The organism is Brevundimonas vesicularis (assembly GCF_032067225.1).
Lineage (GTDB): Bacteria > Pseudomonadota > Alphaproteobacteria > Caulobacterales > Caulobacteraceae > Brevundimonas > Brevundimonas vesicularis_F.
Genome location: NZ_DAMBJX010000004.1, coordinates 1 through 20,050 on the forward strand (window position 1 = coordinate 1; position 20,050 = coordinate 20,050).

General features: G+C 63.8%; 19 protein-coding genes. 5 read left to right on the top strand and 14 right to left on the bottom strand.

Translation table 11 applies throughout. The features are described 5' to 3' along the window. Together RT123_RS01575 and RT123_RS01580 are read left to right on the top strand one after the other, a co-directional pair. Window positions 1-481: dienelactone hydrolase family protein (locus RT123_RS01575; RefSeq protein WP_313007270.1), on the top strand; the 481-nt coding region annotated here is incomplete at its 5' end. A 285-nt stretch (window positions 482-766) separates the two neighbouring features. After that, window positions 767-2,809, top strand: coding sequence for a S8 family peptidase (locus RT123_RS01580; protein WP_313007272.1), 2,043 nt, complete (start codon window positions 767-769; stop codon window positions 2,807-2,809). 24 nt (window positions 2,810-2,833) lie between these two features. On the opposite strand, the gene grpE is transcribed toward RT123_RS01580, so the two are convergent. Both grpE and hrcA read right to left on the bottom strand, forming a co-directional pair. Then, window positions 2,834-3,421: a nucleotide exchange factor GrpE gene (grpE, locus tag RT123_RS01585; protein ID WP_153924513.1), complete on the bottom strand. Its 588-nt coding sequence runs from the start codon at window positions 3,419-3,421 to the stop codon at window positions 2,834-2,836. A gap of 44 nt (window positions 3,422-3,465) precedes the next feature. Beyond that, complete coding sequence (gene hrcA, locus RT123_RS01590; protein WP_055754458.1) at window positions 3,466-4,560, bottom strand: heat-inducible transcriptional repressor HrcA; 1,095 nt, start codon at window positions 4,558-4,560, stop codon at window positions 3,466-3,468. 66 nt (window positions 4,561-4,626) lie between these two features. Here hrcA and rph point away from each other — a divergent pair, with 66 nt between their 5' ends. Both rph and RT123_RS01600 read left to right on the top strand, forming a co-directional pair. Then, entirely contained in the window at window positions 4,627-5,352 is a 726-nt protein-coding gene (rph, locus tag RT123_RS01595; protein WP_112863132.1) for a ribonuclease PH, read from the top strand. Between the two features lie 64 nt (window positions 5,353-5,416). Then, window positions 5,417-5,878, top strand: a complete 462-nt coding sequence (locus RT123_RS01600) for a hypothetical protein (protein WP_313007275.1) — start codon at window positions 5,417-5,419, stop codon at window positions 5,876-5,878. Here RT123_RS01600 and glmM read toward each other — a convergent pair. After that, window positions 5,875-7,221 (bottom strand): phosphoglucosamine mutase, encoded by a 1,347-nt coding sequence (gene glmM, locus RT123_RS01605; protein ID WP_313007277.1) that lies wholly within the window; start codon window positions 7,219-7,221, stop codon window positions 5,875-5,877. The genes RT123_RS01600 and glmM overlap by 4 nt on opposite strands. Before the next feature lie 161 nt (window positions 7,222-7,382). Here glmM and glmS point away from each other — a divergent pair, with 161 nt between their 5' ends. Next, on the top strand, window positions 7,383-9,197 hold the full coding sequence (gene glmS, locus RT123_RS01610) for a glutamine--fructose-6-phosphate transaminase (isomerizing) (protein ID WP_313007279.1): 1,815 nt from the start codon (window positions 7,383-7,385) through the stop codon (window positions 9,195-9,197). On the opposite strand, the gene RT123_RS01615 is transcribed toward glmS, so the two are convergent. The 11 genes from RT123_RS01615 to RT123_RS01665 form a co-directional block, all read right to left on the bottom strand. Continuing rightward, window positions 9,158-9,826, bottom strand: a complete 669-nt coding sequence (locus tag RT123_RS01615) for a helix-turn-helix domain-containing protein (RefSeq protein WP_313007280.1) — start codon at window positions 9,824-9,826, stop codon at window positions 9,158-9,160. The genes glmS and RT123_RS01615 overlap by 40 nt on opposite strands. Before the next feature lie 52 nt (window positions 9,827-9,878). After that, a complete protein-coding gene (locus tag RT123_RS01620) occupies window positions 9,879-10,622 on the bottom strand; it encodes a Crp/Fnr family transcriptional regulator (protein WP_313007282.1) in 744 nt (247 codons plus the stop codon). Beyond that, entirely contained in the window at window positions 10,622-10,882 is a 261-nt protein-coding gene (locus RT123_RS01625) for a DUF6894 family protein (protein WP_066628951.1), read from the bottom strand. Before RT123_RS01625 ends, RT123_RS01620 begins: the two co-directional genes overlap by 1 nt. 82 nt (window positions 10,883-10,964) lie before the next feature. Continuing rightward, window positions 10,965-11,864 (bottom strand): glucose-1-phosphate thymidylyltransferase RfbA, encoded by a 900-nt coding sequence (rfbA, locus tag RT123_RS01630; protein ID WP_313007284.1) that lies wholly within the window; start codon window positions 11,862-11,864, stop codon window positions 10,965-10,967. Next, window positions 11,861-12,763 carry a dTDP-4-dehydrorhamnose reductase gene (rfbD, locus tag RT123_RS01635; protein ID WP_313007285.1) on the bottom strand — a complete coding sequence of 301 codons (903 nt, stop codon included), beginning with the start codon at window positions 12,761-12,763 and terminating at the stop codon, window positions 11,861-11,863. Before rfbD ends, rfbA begins: the two co-directional genes overlap by 4 nt. Continuing rightward, window positions 12,756-13,811, bottom strand: a complete 1,056-nt coding sequence (gene rfbB, locus RT123_RS01640) for a dTDP-glucose 4,6-dehydratase (RefSeq protein WP_313007287.1) — start codon at window positions 13,809-13,811, stop codon at window positions 12,756-12,758. Before rfbB ends, rfbD begins: the two co-directional genes overlap by 8 nt. Window positions 13,812-13,836: 25 nt before the next feature. Continuing rightward, window positions 13,837-14,406, bottom strand: coding sequence for a dTDP-4-dehydrorhamnose 3,5-epimerase (rfbC, locus tag RT123_RS01645; RefSeq protein WP_313007289.1), 570 nt, complete (start codon window positions 14,404-14,406; stop codon window positions 13,837-13,839). A gap of 64 nt (window positions 14,407-14,470) precedes the next feature. Continuing rightward, window positions 14,471-15,970: a phosphomannomutase/phosphoglucomutase gene (locus RT123_RS01650; RefSeq protein ID WP_313007291.1), complete on the bottom strand. Its 1,500-nt coding sequence runs from the start codon at window positions 15,968-15,970 to the stop codon at window positions 14,471-14,473. A 35-nt stretch (window positions 15,971-16,005) separates the two neighbouring features. After that, window positions 16,006-17,091 (bottom strand): glycosyltransferase family 1 protein, encoded by a 1,086-nt coding sequence (locus RT123_RS01655; protein ID WP_313007293.1) that lies wholly within the window; start codon window positions 17,089-17,091, stop codon window positions 16,006-16,008. A 120-nt stretch (window positions 17,092-17,211) separates the two neighbouring features. Further along, window positions 17,212-19,431: an AGE family epimerase/isomerase gene (locus RT123_RS01660; RefSeq protein WP_313007294.1), complete on the bottom strand. Its 2,220-nt coding sequence runs from the start codon at window positions 19,429-19,431 to the stop codon at window positions 17,212-17,214. Between the two features lie 129 nt (window positions 19,432-19,560). After that, on the bottom strand, window positions 19,561-20,022 hold the full coding sequence (locus RT123_RS01665; RefSeq protein ID WP_039243792.1) for an Lrp/AsnC ligand binding domain-containing protein: 462 nt from the start codon (window positions 20,020-20,022) through the stop codon (window positions 19,561-19,563). Window positions 20,023-20,050: the final 28 nt, after the last annotated feature.

Genomic DNA, 20,050 nt, shown 5'->3' on the forward strand with positions numbered 1-20,050 from the left:
CGAGCAGGTGATGGGCGATCTATCGGCGACGCTGGAATGGGCCAGCCAACAGTCGTGGTCCAAGGACGGCAAGGTCGGCATCACCGGCTACTGCTGGGGCGGCAAGGTGGTGTGGCAGGCGGCGGCCCGCTTCGCCGCGATCGGCGCGGGTGTGGCCTGGTACGGCCGTTTGGCGCCCGCCGCAGACGCCACGCCGGTTCAGATCTCATCGGGCCAACCCTGGCCGGTCGACATCGCCGACGATCTGAAGGCGCCCGTGCTCGGCCTGTACGGCGGCAAGGATCAGGGCATCCCATTGGCCAGCGTCGAACGGATGCGCGAAGCCCTGGCCCGCGCCGGCCAGACCGGCAGCCAGATCATCGTCTATCCCGACGCCCAGCATGGCTTCCACGCCGACTACCGCGCCAGCTACTCGGAAGCGGACGCGAGGGACGGCTGGTCCAAGCTGCTAGCGACATTCGATAAAGCGTTAAAGAATTAGGGCGTTACTGGCGCCAAGGCTGCGGGGAGCAGCCCGAGTATGGGAGGGTAGGGCGTGAACGGATTGCGGCTTCGTGGGGCGATCGTCCTGGGTATCGGTCTGCTGTTTCTGCCTCTCGCAGGGTGCGGAGGCGGTGGTGGAGGCGGTGGCGGCGGCGGCACGATCACGCCCCCCGTTCCTCCGCCCCCGCCACCCCCGCCTCCGCCCCCACCACCGCCTCCGCCGCCGCCGCCCCCTCCCTCTGTCACGTCGAGCGAGTATCTGCGGAACTACGGCCTGGCCAATATGAAGGTCCAATCCGCCTGGCAGGCCGGGGCGACCGGAGCCGGCGTCACCGTCGCCGTCGTCGACTCCGGGATCGCCAATACCTTGCCAGAGTTGGAGGGGCGTATCTCCAGCGCCTCGACGGACGTCGTCGTGGGGCGCAACACGCCCTATGTGGCGTCAAGCAGCCACGGCACGCGCGTGTCGGGCGTGATCGCCTCGAACTTCAACGGATTCGGTACGATCGGGGTGGCGTACAACTCGAACATCCTGTCGATCCGCACCGATATCTCTGACTGCACGGACAAGAATACCGAGGTCTGTTTCAGCAGTTCGGATCTGGTGCGCGCGCTGGACTACGCGGTCGCCAATGGCGTCAAGATCATCAACATGTCGTTGGGCGGCGATGGGCGGCTGGGCTCGGCGTTCGAGTCGGCGCTGCTGCGCGCGGTCAACTCGGGCGCCGTGATCGTGGCTTCGTCGGGCAATGACGGAAACGCCAATCCGGGCTGGCCCGCGCGTTACGCCATCGACCCCCGGTTCGCTGGCAGCGTCATCGCGGTCGGATCGCACGGTGCGACCGATGCGATGTCCAGCTTCTCGAACCGGGCAGGGGATACGGCGGCCGGCTATATTTCTGCGCCGGGCGAGGATGTGATCACTGGGTGCGAGGGCACGTCGTGTTGGCGCGTCAACGGCACATCCTTCTCGGCGCCGCATGTCTCCGGCGCGCTCGCTTTGCTGATGCAGGCCTTCCCCAATCTGACGGCGCGTGCGGCTCTGGATATCTTGCTGACGACCGCACGCGACGCCGGCGATCCCGGCACGGACATCGTTTATGGGCGCGGCCTGCTGGACATGGCCCGCGCCTTCCGGCCGGCAGGGACGACCTCGACGCCGATGGCTGACGGGAGTTCCATTGTCAGCATGAGCGAACCGGGCAGCTTCGTCGGCGCCGCGTTCGGGGACGCATTCGGTCGGCAGACGGCGCTGAATACGGTGCTTTACGACGCCTACGATCGGATGTTCGCCGTCCAACTAGGCGGTGCCTATCCGACTGCGCCCAGCCGATCCTATCAGGCGGCGCCGTTCGAGCAGAATACCACGGCGACAACCAGCCTGGCCCTGCCGGGCGGCGGTCGATTGAACCTGATCGCGGCCCAATCCAGCGCCCGACCTGACCCGATCGCCCCTCGTCACGATCTGTATGATGCGCCCTGGATGGGGGACGAGCCGCGTCAGGAGGCGATGCTTGACGTCGCCACGGGCCGGATGAACTTCTCGGTCTGGCAAGGCAAGGGCGGGGCGACCTCGCCGTTCAACGGCGCGGCGGGCGACGGTTTCGCCGCCCTGGCCCAGGCCGACCACGCCGTGCGGGGCGCCCTGCGCTTTGGCGCGGTGACGTTCTCGGGCGAAAGCGGAGGCGGCGATCGCCGGATGCCGCTGCGTCGTGTCGAGCAGGACGCCTCGACTTATAGTCGCGCGGCGGTCGGATGGCGCGGAGCGGAGGGCGGTCTGTCGTTCAGCGTGGGCGCCTTGGATGAACGGCTCGGGCCTTTGGGCGCCTTCCTGCCGGGCGGATCCGACTTCGCCCTGCCGTCACGGACCAGCTTCTATGCCTTGGGCGGCGACTGGACCCTGCGACCGGGCCTGCGTCTGATCGGCGAGGCGGGGATGGGGTCTACGCGGATCGAGGGTCGGTTCCTGTCGATGGATCAGGCGGCGATCAGTTCGAACTGGCGGCTGGGGCTCCTGACGGGCTGTTCGATGATCTGTGACCGGATCAGCTTTACCCTGGCTCAGCCGCTCAGGATCGAGCGCGGAACCCTCTCGGCCATGCTGGCGGATGTTCCTGTCGAATATTTCGATCCGCTCACCTATTCGCGCCGCAGCTTCTCGGCGACGCCCAGCGGCCGCCAGATCGACTTTATCCTCGGCGGCGAACGTCGGCTGTGGGATGGGTCCAGCATGACGCTGCAAGCGGTCGCCAGCCGCGAGCCGCGCCATGTCGCAGACGCGCCGCCGGAGTTCGCCTTGATCGGAGCCTGGCGGCGTCAGTTCTAACCGAGGCCGCCTGAAGACCGCGGATCAGGCCTTGCCGTCGAAGGCCTGACCGTCGGCGGCGGGGGCGGCGCCATAGGGGTTGGGAGCCTGGGCGCCGGATCCCTTGGCGGCGACGACGACCATTGCGGGGCGCACGGTGCGGCCGAACAGTTCAAAACCGGACTGCATGGTCTGGATCACCGATCCGCCGGGCACGGTCTCGGACGGCTGTTCCATCATCGCTTGGTGCAGATGAGGATTGAAGGCCTCGCCGGCCTGGGGCGCGACGCGCTTCAGGCCGTTGGCGTCGAAGGCTTGCAGCAGGGCCTTCTGCGTCAGTTCCAACCCGGTCACCAGACCGGCGGTCGCGCCCTCGGCGTCCTTGGGCGCAGCCATCAGGGCGCGTTCCAGATTGTCGGCGACGCCCAGCAGGTCCTTGGCGAAGCGCTGGATGGCGAAGGCGCGCGCGTCGTTCTGCTGCGTCTCGGAACGGCGCTTCAGATTCTCCATCTCGGCGGCGACGCGCAGGGCGCGGTCCTTCCATTCGTCGCGCTCGGCGATCACGGCGTCCAGCGGCGCCAGATCGTCTGACGGATGGGCGTCCAGGCCGTGTTCGGCGTTGGTTTCGGCCATATCGGCGTCCACGGCGTTCAGTTCATCGTTAAGGGGCTTGTCGCTCACTTGTCGTTCCCGTCCAGCATCCGGCCCAGCACCCGGGCGGTATAGTCCACCAACGGAATGACACGGGCGTAGTTCAGTCTTGCGGGGCCTATGACGCCGATGGCGCCGAGAACCCGCTGTCGGCCGCTCATATAGGGCGCCGCGATCACGGCGGAACCCGAAAGTGAAAACAACCGTGTCTCTGCACCGATGAAAATGCGCACCCCTTGCGCCGCATCGACGCCGTCCAGCAGGCCGATCAGCTGTTCCTTCTGCTCCAGATCATCGAAAAGGACGCGGACCCGCTCCAGATCGGCCAGGCCTTCCCGGTCCTGAAGCAGGTTGGCGCGACCCCGCACGATCAGGGCCCGCTCGCGATCCTGGCCGCCGGACCACGCAGCGAACCCGTCCTCGACCAGGCGGGCGGCGGTCTGGTCCAGTTCACGCCGTGCGATTTCCAGCTCCTGGGTCATCTCCCGCTTGGCGTCGGCGAAGGGGCGGCCGCGCAGGCGGGCGTTCAGGAAGTTGGAGGCCTCGACAAGAGTCGAAGGCGTGACGCCGGCCGACAGGGTCATGATGCGGTTTTCGACCGTGCCGTCGTCAGCGACGATGACCGCCAGGGCCTGATCGCCGCCCAGGGCGACGAACTCGACATGTTTGACGCCGGAATCACGGACCGGGCTCGATACGACGCCCGCGCCGCCGGCCAGGCCAGACAGCAGGTTCGAGGCCTCGTCCAAGGCGGACTCGAAGTTCCGGCCGCGCCCGGCGAGCCGCCCGTCGATCTCGCGACGCTCTTCCTTGGTCAGGTCGCCGACTTCCAGCAGGCCGTCGACGAACAGGCGCAGGCCCGCATGGGTCGGGATGCGCCCGGCCGAGGTGTGGGGCGCCGCCAGCAGACCCGCGAGGGTCAGATCCTGCATGGTGTTGCGGATCGAGGCAGGCGACAGCGCGATGCCCCCCAGCGACAGGGTCCGCGACCCGACCGGCTCGCCGGTCTCCAGATAGCTTTCCACGATGCGACGGAAGATGTCGCGCGCCCGCGCATCCAGCCCCGCCAAACCCGCGAGGGACTGGCCGGCGTCGAACGGCGGGTTTTTCGGGGCATACAGGCTCACGGTTTCAGGATAAGCACCGCCGCCACAGCTTCCAAGGTCAGACTTCCAAGGATCCCTCCCATGCGCCACTCGCAACGCACCGACGATCAACTGCGTCCCGTCACCATCGAGACCGGCGTCAACCGCTATGCCGAGGGCTCGTGCCTGATCAGCTTCGGCAACACCAAGGTGCTGGTGACCGCCTCGATCGAGGACAAGGTGCCGGGCTGGATGCGCAACTCGGGTCAGGGATGGGTGACCGCCGAGTACGGCATGCTGCCCCGCGCCACCCACACGCGCGGGCGTCGTGAAGCCGCCGCCGGCAAACAGTCGGGCCGCACGCAAGAGATCCAGCGATTGATCGGCCGCTCCCTGCGCGCCGTGGTGGACCTGAAGGCGCTCGGCGAACGTCAGGTGCTGATCGACTGCGACGTCATCCAGGCCGACGGCGGCACCCGCACGGCGTCAATCACCGGCGCCTGGGTCGCCATGAGCCTGGCCCTGAATTATCTGCGCGACGAGGGCGTGCTGAAGGCCGACCCGATCACGGATCAGGTAGCGGCCGTGTCGTGCGGCGTCTGCGACGGCGTGCCGGTTCTGGACCTGGATTACGAAGAGGACTCTGAGGCCGAGGCGGATTCGAACTTTGTCCTGACCGGCTCGGGCCAGATCGTCGAGGTCCAGGCCACCGGCGAGAAGCGCGGCTTCTCACGCGCCGAGTTCGATCGTCTCTTCTCGCTGGCCGAGACCGGCTGCACCGAACTGTTCGCCTTGCAGAAGGCGGCCCTGGCGGCGGTGAAGCGATAGGGGGTTTCACCTCGGAGCGGGGACGGGCATCCTCGTCCGGTCAGTCTTGACCGGAGACAAGTCGATGCGTCGATCCCCCTGGCTTTCGATGGCCGCCTGCGTTCTGCTGATGGCCGGATGTCAGCGCGCTGATCCAGCCGATCAGCCTGCGTCCGGAGACGCTGCGGCAAGCAGCGACGTCATCGACGCGATTCCACTGGCGCCGGACGCTCCGCCGCCTGCCCCGCCCGCCAAGCCGGCGGCTGCGGAGAAGGAAGCCGCCAAACCGGCCGAGGACCCTGAGGCCAGCATTCCCGAGGGTCCAGACATGCCCGCTCAGCCGGTGCCGATCAGCGAGGTTCCCTGCCGCGAAGCCATCGGCGCCGCCGCCTCGGCCCGGTTGGTCGAGCGCTGCATTCAGGTCAGCCCGGCGACCCGCCCGCCCTGCAACGCCGCCAACCCCTGCGACCTGATCCAGGGGGAGATCGACCGGTCCTGCAAACTGTGGGAACGCGACGGCGATCCGCCGGCGGCGTGCAAACCCTAGGCTGAGCGCACCGCGCCCGCCACATCGGCCACCACCCGCTTGACCAGCGCCTCGTCGTCGCCCTCGGCCATGACGCGGATCAGTTTTTCCGTGCCCGATGGCCGCACCAGCAGGCGGCCCGAGCCATTCAGCGCCGCCTCGGCCTCGGCGATGGCGGCCTTGACCGTGTCGGTCTCCAGCGGCTTGTCGGCGGTGAAGCGGACGTTCTCCAGCTTTTGCGGAACGGGGTCGAACTGGCGGGCCAGTTCGCTCATCGGCTTGCCGGATTCGACCAGGACGGCCAGCACCTGCAGCGCCGCCATCAGGCCGTCGCCGGTGGTGGCGTGGTCGTGCAGGATGATGTGGCCCGACTGTTCGCCGCCGATGTTGAAGCCGCCTTCGCGCATCCTTTCCATGACATAGCGGTCGCCGACCTTGGTCCGCTCCAGCGTCAGGCCTTCGGACTTGAGTGTTCGCTCCAGCCCCAGGTTGGACATGACGGTGGCCACCACGCCCCCGCCGGTCAGGAGGCCGCGCCTAGCCCAGTCCAGCCCGACCAAGGCCATGATCTGATCGCCGTCCACGACCCGACCCGTCTCGTCGCAGATGATCAGTCGGTCGGCGTCGCCGTCCAGGGCTATGCCGATATCGGCGCGGTAGCGTTTGACCGCATCGGCCAAGGTCGCCGGATGGGTCGAGCCGCACTCGGCGTTGATGTTGGTGCCGTTTGGGGTCACGCCCACGGGGAAGACTTCGGCGCCCAGTTCGAACAGGGTGGTCGGCGCGACCTTGTAGCCGGCGCCGTTAGCGCAATCGACGGCGATGCGCAGGCCTTGCAACGTCAGCCGCTTGGGGAAGGCCTGTTTGGCGATCTCGATATAGCGAGCCTGGGCGTCGTCGATGCGTTTGACCCGGCCTAGCTTGTTCGACGGCGCCAGGCCCTGGTCCAGACCCTGGTCCATCATGGCCTCGATCTTCAGCTCGATCTCGTCCGAGAGTTTGTAGCCGTCCGGCCCGAACAGCTTGATGCCGTTGTCGGCATAGTCGTTGTGCGAGGCCGAGATCATCACGCCCAGATCGGCGCGCATCGACCGGGTCAGCATGGCCACGCCGGGTGTCGGGACGGGCCCGAAGGTGCGCACGTCCATTCCGACCGAAGCGAAACCGGCGACCAGGGCCGGCTCGATCGTATAGCCGGACAGGCGCGTGTCCTTGCCGATCACCACAAGATGGCGGCGGTCGTCGTCGGTGCGGAACAGTTTCCCTGCGGCCAGACCCACGCGCAGCGCGACCTCGGCTGTCATCGGGTAGGTGTTGGCGCGGCCGCGAATGCCGTCGGTGCCGAAATATTTTCTGTCGCCCAAGGTGCGGTCCTTTGTTTCGGGTAACGTTCCGAAACCCCTTTTTTGATGCGGCCCGCCTTAAGATTGCATAGACGGCCGATGGGGCTTGATGTGTGGCTTAGCCCCGGATCGCCGCCAGTGCAAAGCGGCGCCCTTTTCCTAACTTCTCGGAGCCTTCGCTCATGTGCGGCATCATCGGCGTCACCGGCAATGGTCCTGTCGTTCCCCGGCTGATCGACAGCCTGAAACGGCTGGAGTACCGCGGCTATGATTCCGCAGGCGTCGCCGCCGTTGTGGACGGCTCGGTCGAGCGCCGCCGCGCCAAAGGAAAGATCCGTAATCTGGAAGCCGTCCTGGCCGAGGAGCCGATGACGGCGACGGTCGGCATTGGCCATACGCGCTGGGCCACGCACGGCGCGCCCACGACCGCCAACGCCCACCCACACAAGGCCGGTCGTGTCACCCTGGTCCATAACGGCATCATCGAAAACTTCGCCGAGCTGAAAGCCGAGCTGGCCGCCGAAGGCCATGTCTTTGAAAGCCAGACCGACACCGAGGTCATCGCCCACCTGCTGGACGCCGAACTGAATACGGGCCGCAGCCCGCTGGAGGCGTTCAAGACCACTCTGGATCGCCTCACCGGCGCCTATGCGCTTGCGGTGCTGATCGACGGAACGGACGATCTGATCCTGGGCGCGCGACGCGGCAGCCCCTTGGTGGTCGGTTGGGGCGAGGATGAAATGTATCTGGGCTCGGACGCGCTGGCCGTCGGTCCGTTCACGCAGAAGATTTCCTATCTGGAAGAGGGCGATTACGTCGCCGTGACGAAGGCCGGCGCCCAGATGTTCGACCTGGCGGGCAAGCCGGTCGAACGCGCCATCGTCCAGGTCTCGGCCTCATCGGCCATGGTCGAGAAGGGCGAATATCGCCACTTCATGGAGAAGGAAATCCATGAACAGCCCGACAGCGTCCAGCACACCCTGTCGGAATATCTCGACCTGGTGACCGGCAAGGCCAAGACCAATCCCGTCGATTTCGCCGCCATCGACCGCATCCAGATCGTCGCCTGCGGCACCGCCTTCTACGCCGGCCAGATCGGCCGTTACGCCTTCGAGAAGCTGGCGGGCCTGCCCTGCGACGTCGAGATCGCGTCGGAGTTCCGCTATCGCTCGCCGGCCGTCTCGAAATCTACCCTGGCGGTCGCCGTCAGCCAGTCGGGCGAGACGGCCGACACCCTGGCCAGCCTGACTTGGTGCAAGGCGCAGGGGTTGCAGACCGCCGCTGTCGTCAATGTTCACTCGTCCTCGATGGCGCGCGAAGCGGCCGTCCTGTGGCCCACCCATGCCGGGCCGGAGATCGGCGTCGCCTCGACCAAGGCCTTCACCGCCCAGGTCGCTGCCCTGCTGGCCCTAGCCGTGGCGGCTGGCGTGGCGCGCGGCCGGATCGATGCTGCGACCGAGGCCGAACTGGTCAAGGCTCTGTTCGAAAGCCCGCGCCTGATCGCCGAGGCCCTGACGATGGGCGACAGCATCCGCGCCGTGACCCATGACCTGTCAAAGGCTGACGACGTCCTGTTCCTGGGCCGGGGCGCCATGTTCCCGCTGGCGATGGAGGGCGCGCTGAAACTGAAGGAGATCAGCTATATCCACGCCGAGGGCTATGCCGCCGGCGAACTGAAGCATGGCCCCATCGCCCTGATCGACGAGGAGACCCCGACCATCGCCCTGGCCCCGCTGGACGATGTGTTCGAAAAGACTGCGTCCAATCTTCAGGAAGTCGCCGCGCGCGGCGGCCCGGTCATCATGATCGCGCCGGAAAAGGCGCCCGATCCGCACGGCGCCGGCATTTGCCGCATCCACGCCCCCGAATGCCACCCGCTGATCGCGCCCCTGGTCTATGCGGTGCCAGTACAGCTGCTGGCCTATTACACCGCCGTTCAGAAGGGCACCGACGTTGATCAGCCCCGCAACCTGGCCAAGTCTGTCACGGTGGAATAGGCCTCGTCCGTCATTCGGCGCAGGGTACCTGCATCGGTGATCTGGATCGCGCCGCGCCGCAGCCGCACGGCGCCGGCGGCGCACAGTTCGGTGCAGGCGGTCGATATGCTGGCGCGCCGCACAGCCATCAGATGCGACAGCTCTGTTTGACGCAAAGCGAGGACGTCGCCTCCCTTTCGGTCGTGAACGTCGAGCAATAGGGCGGCCAGGCGCTGGCTGACTTTTAATGTGGCGTGGCGCGAAAGCTCAGCCTGAAGGGCGATGTTGCGACGGCGAAGATCAATCAGCGCCATCTCGACCAGACTGTCGCGATCGATCTTTTGCGCCAGCTTGCGAGCGGAGACGGTCAGGTATCGTCCGGCCGTCAACCAAACGGCCGGCTCTGGCTCACCCCCGCCCAATACAGCATCGAAGTTGACCACGTCGTCGCTGGACGCCAGCCCATGCGACAGAGAGCCGTCGAGCCCGATACGCGCCAGGACGCCTGACAAAATCAGCGTGACGACAGCTTCGCCATTCTGTGTGGTTGAGGTTCGTGCGCCAGCCTCGGCGAAGAAAGCATCGCCTTCGTCCAGGCCCTGAACTGCGAGGGCAGACAACAGAGCGTGCGCGAGGTTCGACTGGGACATGCCCCGTCTAGACGGCCGATCGCCGGTGTGTGCGATAACATGCGTTAAGTGATCAGACGGGCTCGGATTGCAGGCGCAAATAGGTGGGGTCGAACTCGGCGATCTCGGCCAAGCGACGCCAGTCTAGGATATCGATCCTTCCGCCCGCCCATGCGACGACGCCCTCGCTGCGGAGCTCGGAAATCAGACGGCTGACATGAACGGTCGAAAGGCCGAGCGCGTCACCCAGCGTCGTTTGCGTCAGCGGAAGATCGAATGACAGATCACCCGTCTGGCCGACGGCTTGGAGCCGCAGGTAAAGCTCGCACACCAGATGCGCTAGATGGCCCAGACCGCTCCGTCGGCCCATGGCCACCAGCCATTGTCGATGGATGGCGGCGTCAATGATTGTGTCCAGCCAAAGCAGTCGGCCCAGGTGTGGATGTCGTTCGGTGATGTCGATCAAGCCGCTGTGCGGCGCCTCTGCGATCACGCAGTCGGTCAGGGCAACGACGCCGTGATCCATCTGCTTCATCAACAGGCTGTGCAGGTCGATGAAGTCGCCGGAGACATTGATCTCGGTGATCTGACGCGACCCGTCCTCCAGCGTGGAATACCGCGCGGAAAAGCCGGAAATCAGAAGGGTGCTGTCCAGCGGGCGGGTGTGCTCGCGCACGATGTCGGATCCGGCGGAGACGCTTTTGGGCGCATCGAGCACAGCGCTCAATGCCTCGATCTCTTCGGCATTGAGCCGGTCCCGAAGCGACAACTTGTCGACCAGCGTGGTGATCTTCGAGACGCTGCCAGGCTTGGTCATCACGCGTCCCCTGTCAATGTCCAGCCCTCGGGCGCCTGATCGGATGCGGACGCCGTGACGCTGACGACCGTTCGACCCTCGGTGTCCGTGACGATGACGCTGAAGGCGCGGGTCGTCCAGAACGATGCGCCCCGATAGCGCAGGATTTCGCCCAGCACGGCGACGGCTTCCTCGCGGGCTGCATCAACGCTCCTCAGTTCCTCGCCCTGATCGTCGCGGATGCAATCTCCGTTCTGGGTATGGAAAAAGTAACGCGGCAATCTTCCCTCCTGGCCTCAGCCGAAAGGGAAGCGGTCACCGGCGCGATTGGTTCAGTCCGCGTGGCTAATCGCTTGCCAGAGATCAATATTTTTGCGCGGCGCCACTACGCGCTTTGAAAAGGTCCAACGCCGTACCGAGGTACTGCCCATACCGGCTGCCTCCGAACTTGGCGGCCAGCGCTGCAAATTCGTCGATGGATATGAAGCCTTTTTCAAGCGCGATTTCTTCCAAGCAGGCGATCTTAAAGCCCTGCCGCTTCTCAAGAATCCTGATGAACTCGGCCGCCTCCATCAGGCTGTCGGGCGTCCCGGTGTCCAGCCAGGCATAGCCGCGGTCCATGATCTCGACCGACAATCTGCCCTGTTCAAGATACGTCCGGTTTATGTCCGTGATTTCGAGCTCTCCGCGGGCGGACGGCCGCAGCTGTCTCGCAATATCCACGACAGCCGCGTCGTAGAAGTAGAGCCCCGTCACGGCCCAATTTGATCTCGGCTGAGTCGGCTTCTCCTCAATGGACAAGGCCCTCATGTTTTCGTCGAACTCGACAACCCCATACCGTTGAGGATCGTTGACTTGGTAGGCGAAGACGGTGCCTCCCGCAGGCTGCATCATCGCCGACGAGAAGAGCTCGGTGATGCCGTGACCGTAGAAAATGTTGTCGCCCAGGATCAGGGCTGATGGGCTGTCGCCCACGAACTCGGCTCCGATGATATAGGCTTGGGCGAGGCCGTCCGGGCTTGGCTGGACAGCATACTGGATTTCAATGCCCCATTGCGATCCGTCACCGAGCAGGGCCTGAAAGCTGGGCACGTCGCGCGGAGTGGAGATGATCAACACCTCGCGTATGCCGGCAAGCATCAGTGTCGACAGCGGATAGTAGATCATCGGCTTGTCGTAGACAGGCATCAGTTGCTTCGATGTGACGAGGGTCATCGGATGCAAACGGGTGCCTGATCCCCCAGCCAAGATTATGCCTTTCATGGCATTTTTCCTTCGGCTTTCAGTTCTTGGACGATCTCCTTTACGGCCGTCTGCCACGATCGCGGCTTGATGCCATAGTCGCGGGCCAGCTTATGCGTTGATAGACGCGAATTAGACGGGCGCCGGGCTGGGGTCGGATATTCATACGAGGCGATCGGCTGAACCTCAGCAAACGGGCCTCCGACGGCGGCGCTCAAGGCGAAAATCTCGTCGGCCAAACCGGCCCAGGTTGTCTCTCCGGCATTAACGAAATGATAGAGGCCGGTTGGGGCATCGGCATCCGCGATCATCTTCAAGGTAATGGCTTTCAAAGCCGCAGCGATGTCGCGCGCTGAGGTAGGGCTGCCGTGCTGGTCGCTCACCACTCGCAGGAATGGCTGATCGGCAGCGAGCCGCAGCATGGTCTTGAGGAAGTTGGCGCGATGAACGCTCAGAACCCACGCGGTGCGCAGAACGACGGAGCGCGGATTGCCCGCCAGAACCGCGAGTTCCCCGGCAAGTTTGGAAGCGCCATAGACGCTCAGGGGCCGACTTGAATCAGTCTCGACATAGGCGCCGTTCTTGGAGCCGTCGAACACATAATCAGTCGATACCTGGATCAGCGGGATACCAAAATTGCGTGTGGCCTCAGCCAGGATCGCCGGCCCCATGGCGTTCGCGGCGAAGGCTGTGGCGACTGCGGTCTCGGCCATGTCCACGGCTGTGTAGGCCCCGGCGTTGATCACCGCCGAGAATGGTGTGGCGGCGAAAGCAATCTGCACCGAGTTTGGGTCAGCAAGATCCAGCTCCGTCCGTGCCGGGGCGTGCAGGATGACATGCTCAGGCCAGTCTGCAGATTGAAGTTCAAGACCGACCTGACCGGCGCCGCCGATGATCAGGATGTGGAGCGGGTCAGCCATTCAGCGCACACGACTGCTGTTCTGAATGACGGGCGACCAGAATGTCTCGCCACCAGGACTCGTTCTCCAGATACCAACTCACCGTTCGTTCGATGCCCTCATCGAAGGTGACAGACGGCGTCCAGTTCAGATTTCGGCGAATCTTGGAGGCGTCGATTGCGTAACGACGATCATGGCCCGGACGGTCGCTCACATAGGTGATCTGGTCGGAGTAAAGTCCCTTGGCCTTGGGCCGTAATCTGTCCAAGGTGGCGCAAATCGCCGTCACGACCTCGATGTTCTGACGCTCGGCGTTACCCCCAATGTTGTAGGTTTCACCCGGTGCGCCCTCTTCGAACACGATTTGCAGGGCGCGGACATGATCATCGACATAGAGCCAGTCGCGCACATTCGATCCGTCGCCATAGACAGGCAGCGGCTCTCCGCTCAGCGCGCGGATGATGATCAGGGGAATCAGCTTCTCGGGAAAATGATAGGGCCCATAGTTGTTGGAGCAGTTGGTCACCACAACCGGCAGGCCATAGGTATGCCCCCACGCCCGAACCAGATGATCCGACCCCGCCTTCGACGCCGAGTAGGGCGAGCGGGGATCGTAGGGCGTTGTCTCGGTGAACAGGCCGTTTTCTCCCAAGGAACCGAACACTTCGTCCGTCGAGATATGGTGAAAGCGGAAGGCTTGCTTGGCCGCATCGTCCAGACCCTGCCAGTAGTTGAGTGCCTGGCTCAGCATAACGTAGGTTCCGACCAGGTTGGTCTGGATGAACGCGCCGGGATCGGCGATCGATCGATCGACATGGCTCTCAGCTGCCAGATGAGCGACCACATCCGGCTTAAACTTTTGAAGGGATTTGGTCACCGCGTCGGCGTCGCAGATATCTGCCTGAACGAAGGCGTAACGACTGCTGTTGGCTGCAGGCTCGAGTGAGCTCAGATGGCCTGCATAGGTCAGATTATCAAATACGAGAACATGATGTTGCGAATGCTCTATAAGACGACGCACGAGCGCCGACCCAATGAATCCCGCGCCGCCGGTCACAAGTATGCGCATATTTGGCGGTCCGTCGGTGTTGGATTCAAGTCAACGAGAGATCTTTGAGCGGATATCCATCGTACTCGAAAGGGCTTTCCACATCGCGAAGTTGTGGGAGATTTTTGTCTTTCTCCGAGATTACCATATCGCGTTCTGAGACACCCCAATCGATCCCGATTTCGGGGTCATTCCACACAATCCCGCCCTCACATTCGGGCGCATATATTTCAGAAACCTTATAGGCGATTTCAACGTCACATTCGAGCGTGATGAACGCGTGCGCGAACCCGACGGGCACGAAAAGTTGTTCGCCGCCTGCCGCCGTCAGCTTGGCCGAAACATATCTGCCGTAGGTCGGAGATCCGCGTCGAATATCGACCGCATAATCCATGACGGATCCCCGCAAACAACGAACCAGTTTGGCTTGAGCGTGTGGATGGCACTGGTAATGCAGTCCGCGGATCGTGTTTCGATTGCGCGAAAAAGATTGATTGTCTTGCACAAAATCGACAGCAATCCCTGCCGCCAATGCAACGGATCGCGAATAGGTTTGCATGAACCAACCTCTCGAATCCGAGAGCCGGTCTGGTCTCAAAATAACGGGAACGGTCATGGCGATTGCTTTCCGCAAACTATCAGACTGACCTCATCAGGCCGACAGCGCGACCTCATGACGGTCAGATTTCCTGATTGAAGGCGCCGATTTCGGGATAGGCGGCCAGGCGCGGTTTGATCTCCTTGCGGAACAGATCGCGCATATCGTCTTCGGAGCGCATGCTCTCGACCACCACGACCAATTCCGGCTTATTGGACGAGGCGCGGACCAGGACCCAAGATCCGTCTTCAAGGTGCACGCGGACGCCGTTGACGGTGATGGCCTCGACGATCTTGCGGCCCAGGATTTCGCCGCCCGCTGCGGCCAGATCGGAATATTCTTTCACGATCCGCTCCAGCACGCCGTATTTCAGCTCGTCATCGCAATGGGGCGACATGGTCAGGCTGGTCCAGGCGTCCGGCAAGGCTGTCTTCAGTTCACTGAGTTTCTTGTCCGGATTGCGATCCAGCATGGCCAGCACCGCGCCGGCCGCGACCAGGCCGTCGTCGTAGCCGTGGCCCAGATCGCCGGCCATGAAGAAGTGGCCCGACTTCTCGAACCCAGCCAAGGCGCCCAGTTCGGCGGTCTTGCGCTTGATGTAGGAGTGGCCGGTCTTCCAGTAGACGACCTCGGCGCCGTTCGCCTTCAGGATATCGTCGGTCTTGTAGAGGCCGGTCGATTTCACATCGACCACGAAGGTGCTGTCCGGATAGACCTTGGACAGGTCGCGCGCCAGCATCAGACCGATCTTATCGGCGAAGATTTCCTCGCCCGTGTCGTCTACGACGCCACAACGGTCGCCATCGCCGTCGAAGCCAAGGGCCAGATCGGCGCCCGTCTCACGAACCCGCTGGGCCATCTGCACCAGCATGGCGTGATCTTCCGGGTTCGGATTGTACTTGGGGAAGGTGTAGTCGAGGTCGGTGTCCATCTCGATCACCTCGACGCCCATCCGGCGCAGGGCGTCGGGGGCGAAGGCGCCGGCTGTGCCGTTGCCGCAGGCGCAGACGACCTTCAGCGGTCGCTTGATCTGAACCTTGGAGGCGACGTCGGCGACATAGGTCTCGCGGAAGTCTTCGACCCGCACCAGCTTGCCGCCCGGCCGGGTCACGCCCTGGCCGTTCAGCACGATCTCTTTCAGACGGCCCATTTCCTCGGGGCCGAAGGTCAGGGGCTTGTTCGCCCCCATTTTCACCCCAGTCCAGCCGTTCTCATTGTGGCTGGCCGTCACCATTGCAACGCACGGCGCATTCAGTTCGAACTGACCGAAATAGGCCATCGGCGACAAGGCCAGACCCACGTCCAGAACCTCCATCCCGCCTTCCAGCAGCCCGAGGATCAGGGCCTGTTTGACGCTGAGGCTGTAGCCACGAAAGTCATGGCCGGTGACGATCTTCGGCACCACGCCGATCTCATGGACATAGGTGGCCAAGCCAAGGCCCAGAGCCTGAATGCCGAGAAGGTTGATCTCTTTTTCCAGGATCCAGCGCGCATCATATTCGCGAAAACCGGTCGGCTTGACCAAGGCCTGAGTTTCGTAAGCAGCCGTGTTCGGCTTCAGGTCCTGACGGGGTTTCATCATGGCTTGTCCTTGGGGCGGCTCGACGGGCCGATCGATCAGGCGGCGGCGCGTTTGCGAATGCGGGCGATGCGCCGCAGACGACGCCAAAAGCGACCGCGCTCGGGTTCGGGATAAGGTTGCAGGTTCTCGACGAACTGTTCGGCCGAGGCGCGCCAGCTGAACTTTTCCGCATAGGCGCGCACAGCCTTGCGATCGAGATCGAGGCACTGCAGGCAGGCGGTCTTGAGGTCCTTGTCGATTGCGCCGGCGTTCGATCCCGGAATGATGTCGATCGGGCCGTGGGCCGGATAGGCCGCGACCGGTGTGCCGGCGGCCATGGCTTCCAGAATCACCAGACCGAAGGTGTCGGTCCAGCTGGGGAAGACGAAGACATCGGCGTCGCGGAAACAGCGGGCCAAGTCGTCGCCGAATTTGGCCCCGAGGAATTTGGCATCCGGATATTTCTCTTCGAGCTCTGCGCGGGCCGGGCCATCGCCGACGACAATCTTGGTGCCGGGCAGGTCCAGTTGAAGGAAGGCCTCGATGTTCTTCTCGACCGCCACACGGCCGACGTTCAGGAAGAAGGGCCGCGGCCAGTCCTTGCCCCCGAGCTCATCGTAGATGCGCTCCAGGTCGGGACTGAATACATCCGTGTCCACGCCCCGCGACCACGGCGAGACGTTCTTGAAACCATGCTCGACCAGTTCGTCGCGCAGGGTCGGCGTCGCCACCATCAGCCGTCCCGACGGCTTGTGGAACCATTTCATATAGGCATAGCCGACCTGAACCGGGATCGGGAAACGGGCCGAGACGTATTCCGGGAACTTGGTGTGATAGCTGGTCGTAAACGGCAGCTTCCACTCCACGCAGATGCGCCTGGTGGCGATGCCGATGGGACCTTCGGTGGCGATATGGACGGCCTCGGGTTCGAAGGCGCGCAGCATCTCGCGAATTTCTTCTTCTGCTCCCAGCGCCAGCCGGATCTCCGGATAGGTGGGGCAGGGGATGGTCTTGAACAGACTGGGTTCGATGACCTCGACCTCATGGCCCATGCCGCGGCATTCCGCGACCGTGCGCGTCAGGGTGCGGACGACGCCGTTGACCTGAGGTTCCCAGGCGTCGGTGGCCAGAACGATGCGCATTGAGGCGGGCGGACCCTGAGCCGTTGAGTGAGGGGCGAACTTCTAGACGGTTCGCATGACGAAGGCGAGACGGACTTGCGATAGCCCGTCAGGCCGTGAAGGAGATTGCCGATCGTCTCGTCAAAACAGATTGAAGGAAGCGGTCTTCTGAGCGGCGATCGTCCCGAAGGTCTCCTTCACCTGAGTGTAGGCGGCCATGATATGGTAGAACGAACTTGCCGGCGCCGGTTCGTCGATGAAACTGCCGTTCTCCAACATCTTGTCATGCCACAGGCCTTGCGGCGTCAGATACCGCCATACAGCCCGCTGTGCGCGTGCGGCCTGCTCGAGACATTGTGCACGTCTGACGTCGTCACTGAGCGTCTCCAAAATTAACGACGCCTTCAGCCACTCCGTCTGAGGCCACAGACGAGAGCGCGGACTGCGCACGCTGCCGTCGATGTTCAAGGCATCCATCGCAACGCCTCGTTTGGCGTCCACGCCCTTCAGTCCCGACTCGTACAGGCGCCACGCGTCGGCAAGAACGCCCGCGTCGTTCCGGCTGCGGCCATAGCGCGCCAAGAGCCAGGCCCACTCGAACTGATGGCCGGGTTCGACCAAACGCCCGTCTTCGCCAGCGGCCGGCGACCACTGCGCGTCAAAGAATTCACGCAGACTGCCGGTGTCTGCGTCGATGAACCGCGTGCGGGCCAGATGCACAATCTGATCGGCAAGCGCACTCCATTCGCGGCCTCCGCCGTTCTCCTCCCAAGCGAGGGCGGCCTCGAGTAAATGCATGTGGGCGTTGGACTGATAGGGGTGGCTGCCGGATTCCTGCAGGCCGCCGTGGGCGTCTACCTGCCGCAGCAACAGATCGCGAACCGCCGATGCCTCGACCTCAAGTGCGGGCTGCGCCGTCGCGCTGGAAATGCTGGCCAAGGCGAAAATCAAAAAGGCCTGATCATAGATCATCGCCGTTTCGTCCAACGGCGATCCGTCCGCCGTCAGAACAGTCCGCATCTGCCCATCAGGCCGCAGATAGGCGGTTCTAAGCTGACTCAGACCGCTCTCGACGACCGCTTTCCAAGGGCCGCGCCAGCCTTGACGGCCGGCTTCCGCGTAGACCTGCAACTGGCGCGCCTGAACGCGCGCGCGTCGCGAGGCAGAGATTTGGCGACCGTCCAGCCCCAGAACCTCTTCGAAGGCTCCGTTCTCGGCCTGGCCCAGCGTGGACCAGATCGGCAATGCGGACTGCCTAAGCCACGCTGCAAAACGCGCCGTGCTGGCTTCTAGCGATTCCACAGGTTCGGGCGCCGGGAAGTCGAGATGTTGCGGTGACAGCTTACGCAGTCTTTCCACAACCTTTTTGACTTCCTGACTCTTTTTCAAATCCGTCACCAGAACCGCATCACGTTCCACGATGATTCCGACATCGCGCAGGCCGATCGCAGCCACCATTACGCCGTCGCATGCTCGAACCAGGCAGCCCTCGGAGTCCTCAAGGATGTGAAGCCCCACATCGCCTTCGCCGGATGCATGGACCGAATCCCAGGCGCCCAAGTCGGACCACTCGAAGCGGACCGGCAGAACGGAGGCGCGCGTCGTCTTCTCCATGACGGCGTAGTCGATTGAGATTTTGGGTGCTGCTTTGAACCCGGCCCCTAAGGTCAAGCATGAACCATCGATCTCGGCGCTAGCCACCGCGCTGCGAACGGCTTCGCTTACCGCAGGCGCCCGTTCGGCGATTTCCTGACACAGCACGTCGGCGCGGACGATGAAGTTGCCGCTGTTCCAGAGGTAACCCTCCGAAATATAGCGACGCGCGGTCGCCTGATCGGGCTTTTCGACGAAAGCGGACACGGCGGAGAGGTCGGGTCCTGATGGCGCGATGTATCCGTAGGCGGATGAGGGTTCGGTCGGGACGACACCCAGAGTGACAATGCGTCCCTGAGCGGCCGCAGATGCGGCTTTGCCCACCGACTGTCGGAACGCGTCGGCGTCTGGAATGTGATGGTCTGAGGCCACAAAGAGATTGATAGCTTCGGGCGCGCGCTGCGCCGTCCATTCGGCAGCGGCAGCCATGGCCGCCGAAGAATCTCTCCCCTCGGGCTCCAGCAGAATGACGGCGCTGACGCCGATTTCCTCAAGCTGATCCAGAATGGCGCGCTTGTGGGTCAGCCCCCCGACCACAACCAACTCACCGCCGTTTTGACCAAGCGCAGCCACGCGAGCTACGGTCTCTTGGAACAAGGATCGATTGCCAGCCAGCGGTATGAATTGCTTTGGCAGCGAGGGCCTCGATGCGGGCCACAGTCGCGTTCCGGAACCGCCGCACATGATGACGGGATAGATAGTGGCCATTTATCAACGCTGTGATCTGGAGGACGAGTTCCTCTCTTAGGTCAGACCGAACTCAGCGTCACCTCTATTGCCGATTTGTCGGTGGAACGAACCGAGCCCATCGCCCCCTGACGATCTGTAAAGCAGCGCCTAAAGCGGCAGCACCGTCGTCGATTTGACTTCTTCCAGCACCGCATAGGTGCGGGTTTCGCGGACGCCCGGCATCCGCACCAGAACGTCGCCCAGGAAGGCGCGGTAGGCGTCCATGTCGCCGACCCGAGCCTTGATCAGATAGTCGAAGCCGCCGGCGACCATGTGGCATTCCAGCACCTCCGGCTGGCTGCGGACGGCGGCGGCGAAGGCTTCGAAGACGTCGCCGGTGGTGCGGTCCAGCAGGACCTCGACGAAGATCAGCAGGTCCCGGCCGACCTGAGCCGGGTCGATCATGGCGGCGTAGCCGGTGATGATCTTCTTTTCGCGCAGCCGTTTGACCCGTTCGAAACAGGCGGCGGGCGACAGGTTGCAGCGCCGCGCCAGTTCGGCGTTGGAAATGCGGGCGTCGGTCTGAAGCACGCGCAGGATGCGGCGATCGACGGCATCAATATCGATCATCGGAAATCCGAGACGTAAGCCGAACGAT

Coding starts and splice junctions, on each gene's coding strand:
- RT123_RS01580 (WP_313007272.1), top strand. CDS start 767: ATGAAGGTCCAATCCGCCTGGCAGGCCGGGGCGACCGGAGCCGGCGTC.
- grpE (WP_153924513.1), bottom strand. CDS start 3,421: ATGGCCGAAACCAACGCCGAACACGGCCTGGACGCCCATCCGTCAGAC.
- rph (WP_112863132.1), top strand. CDS start 4,627: ATGCGCCACTCGCAACGCACCGACGATCAACTGCGTCCCGTCACCATC.
- RT123_RS01600 (WP_313007275.1), top strand. CDS start 5,417: ATGCGTCGATCCCCCTGGCTTTCGATGGCCGCCTGCGTTCTGCTGATG.
- glmS (WP_313007279.1), top strand. CDS start 7,383: ATGTGCGGCATCATCGGCGTCACCGGCAATGGTCCTGTCGTTCCCCGG.
- RT123_RS01615 (WP_313007280.1), bottom strand. CDS start 9,826: ATGTCCCAGTCGAACCTCGCGCACGCTCTGTTGTCTGCCCTCGCAGTT.
- RT123_RS01620 (WP_313007282.1), bottom strand. CDS start 10,622: ATGACCAAGCCTGGCAGCGTCTCGAAGATCACCACGCTGGTCGACAAG.
- rfbA (WP_313007284.1), bottom strand. CDS start 11,864: ATGAAAGGCATAATCTTGGCTGGGGGATCAGGCACCCGTTTGCATCCG.
- rfbD (WP_313007285.1), bottom strand. CDS start 12,763: ATGGCTGACCCGCTCCACATCCTGATCATCGGCGGCGCCGGTCAGGTC.
- rfbB (WP_313007287.1), bottom strand. CDS start 13,811: ATGCGCATACTTGTGACCGGCGGCGCGGGATTCATTGGGTCGGCGCTC.
- rfbC (WP_313007289.1), bottom strand. CDS start 14,406: ATGACCGTTCCCGTTATTTTGAGACCAGACCGGCTCTCGGATTCGAGA.
- RT123_RS01650 (WP_313007291.1), bottom strand. CDS start 15,970: ATGATGAAACCCCGTCAGGACCTGAAGCCGAACACGGCTGCTTACGAA.
- RT123_RS01655 (WP_313007293.1), bottom strand. CDS start 17,091: ATGCGCATCGTTCTGGCCACCGACGCCTGGGAACCTCAGGTCAACGGC.
- RT123_RS01660 (WP_313007294.1), bottom strand. CDS start 19,431: ATGGCCACTATCTATCCCGTCATCATGTGCGGCGGTTCCGGAACGCGA.
- RT123_RS01665 (WP_039243792.1), bottom strand. CDS start 20,022: ATGATCGATATTGATGCCGTCGATCGCCGCATCCTGCGCGTGCTTCAG.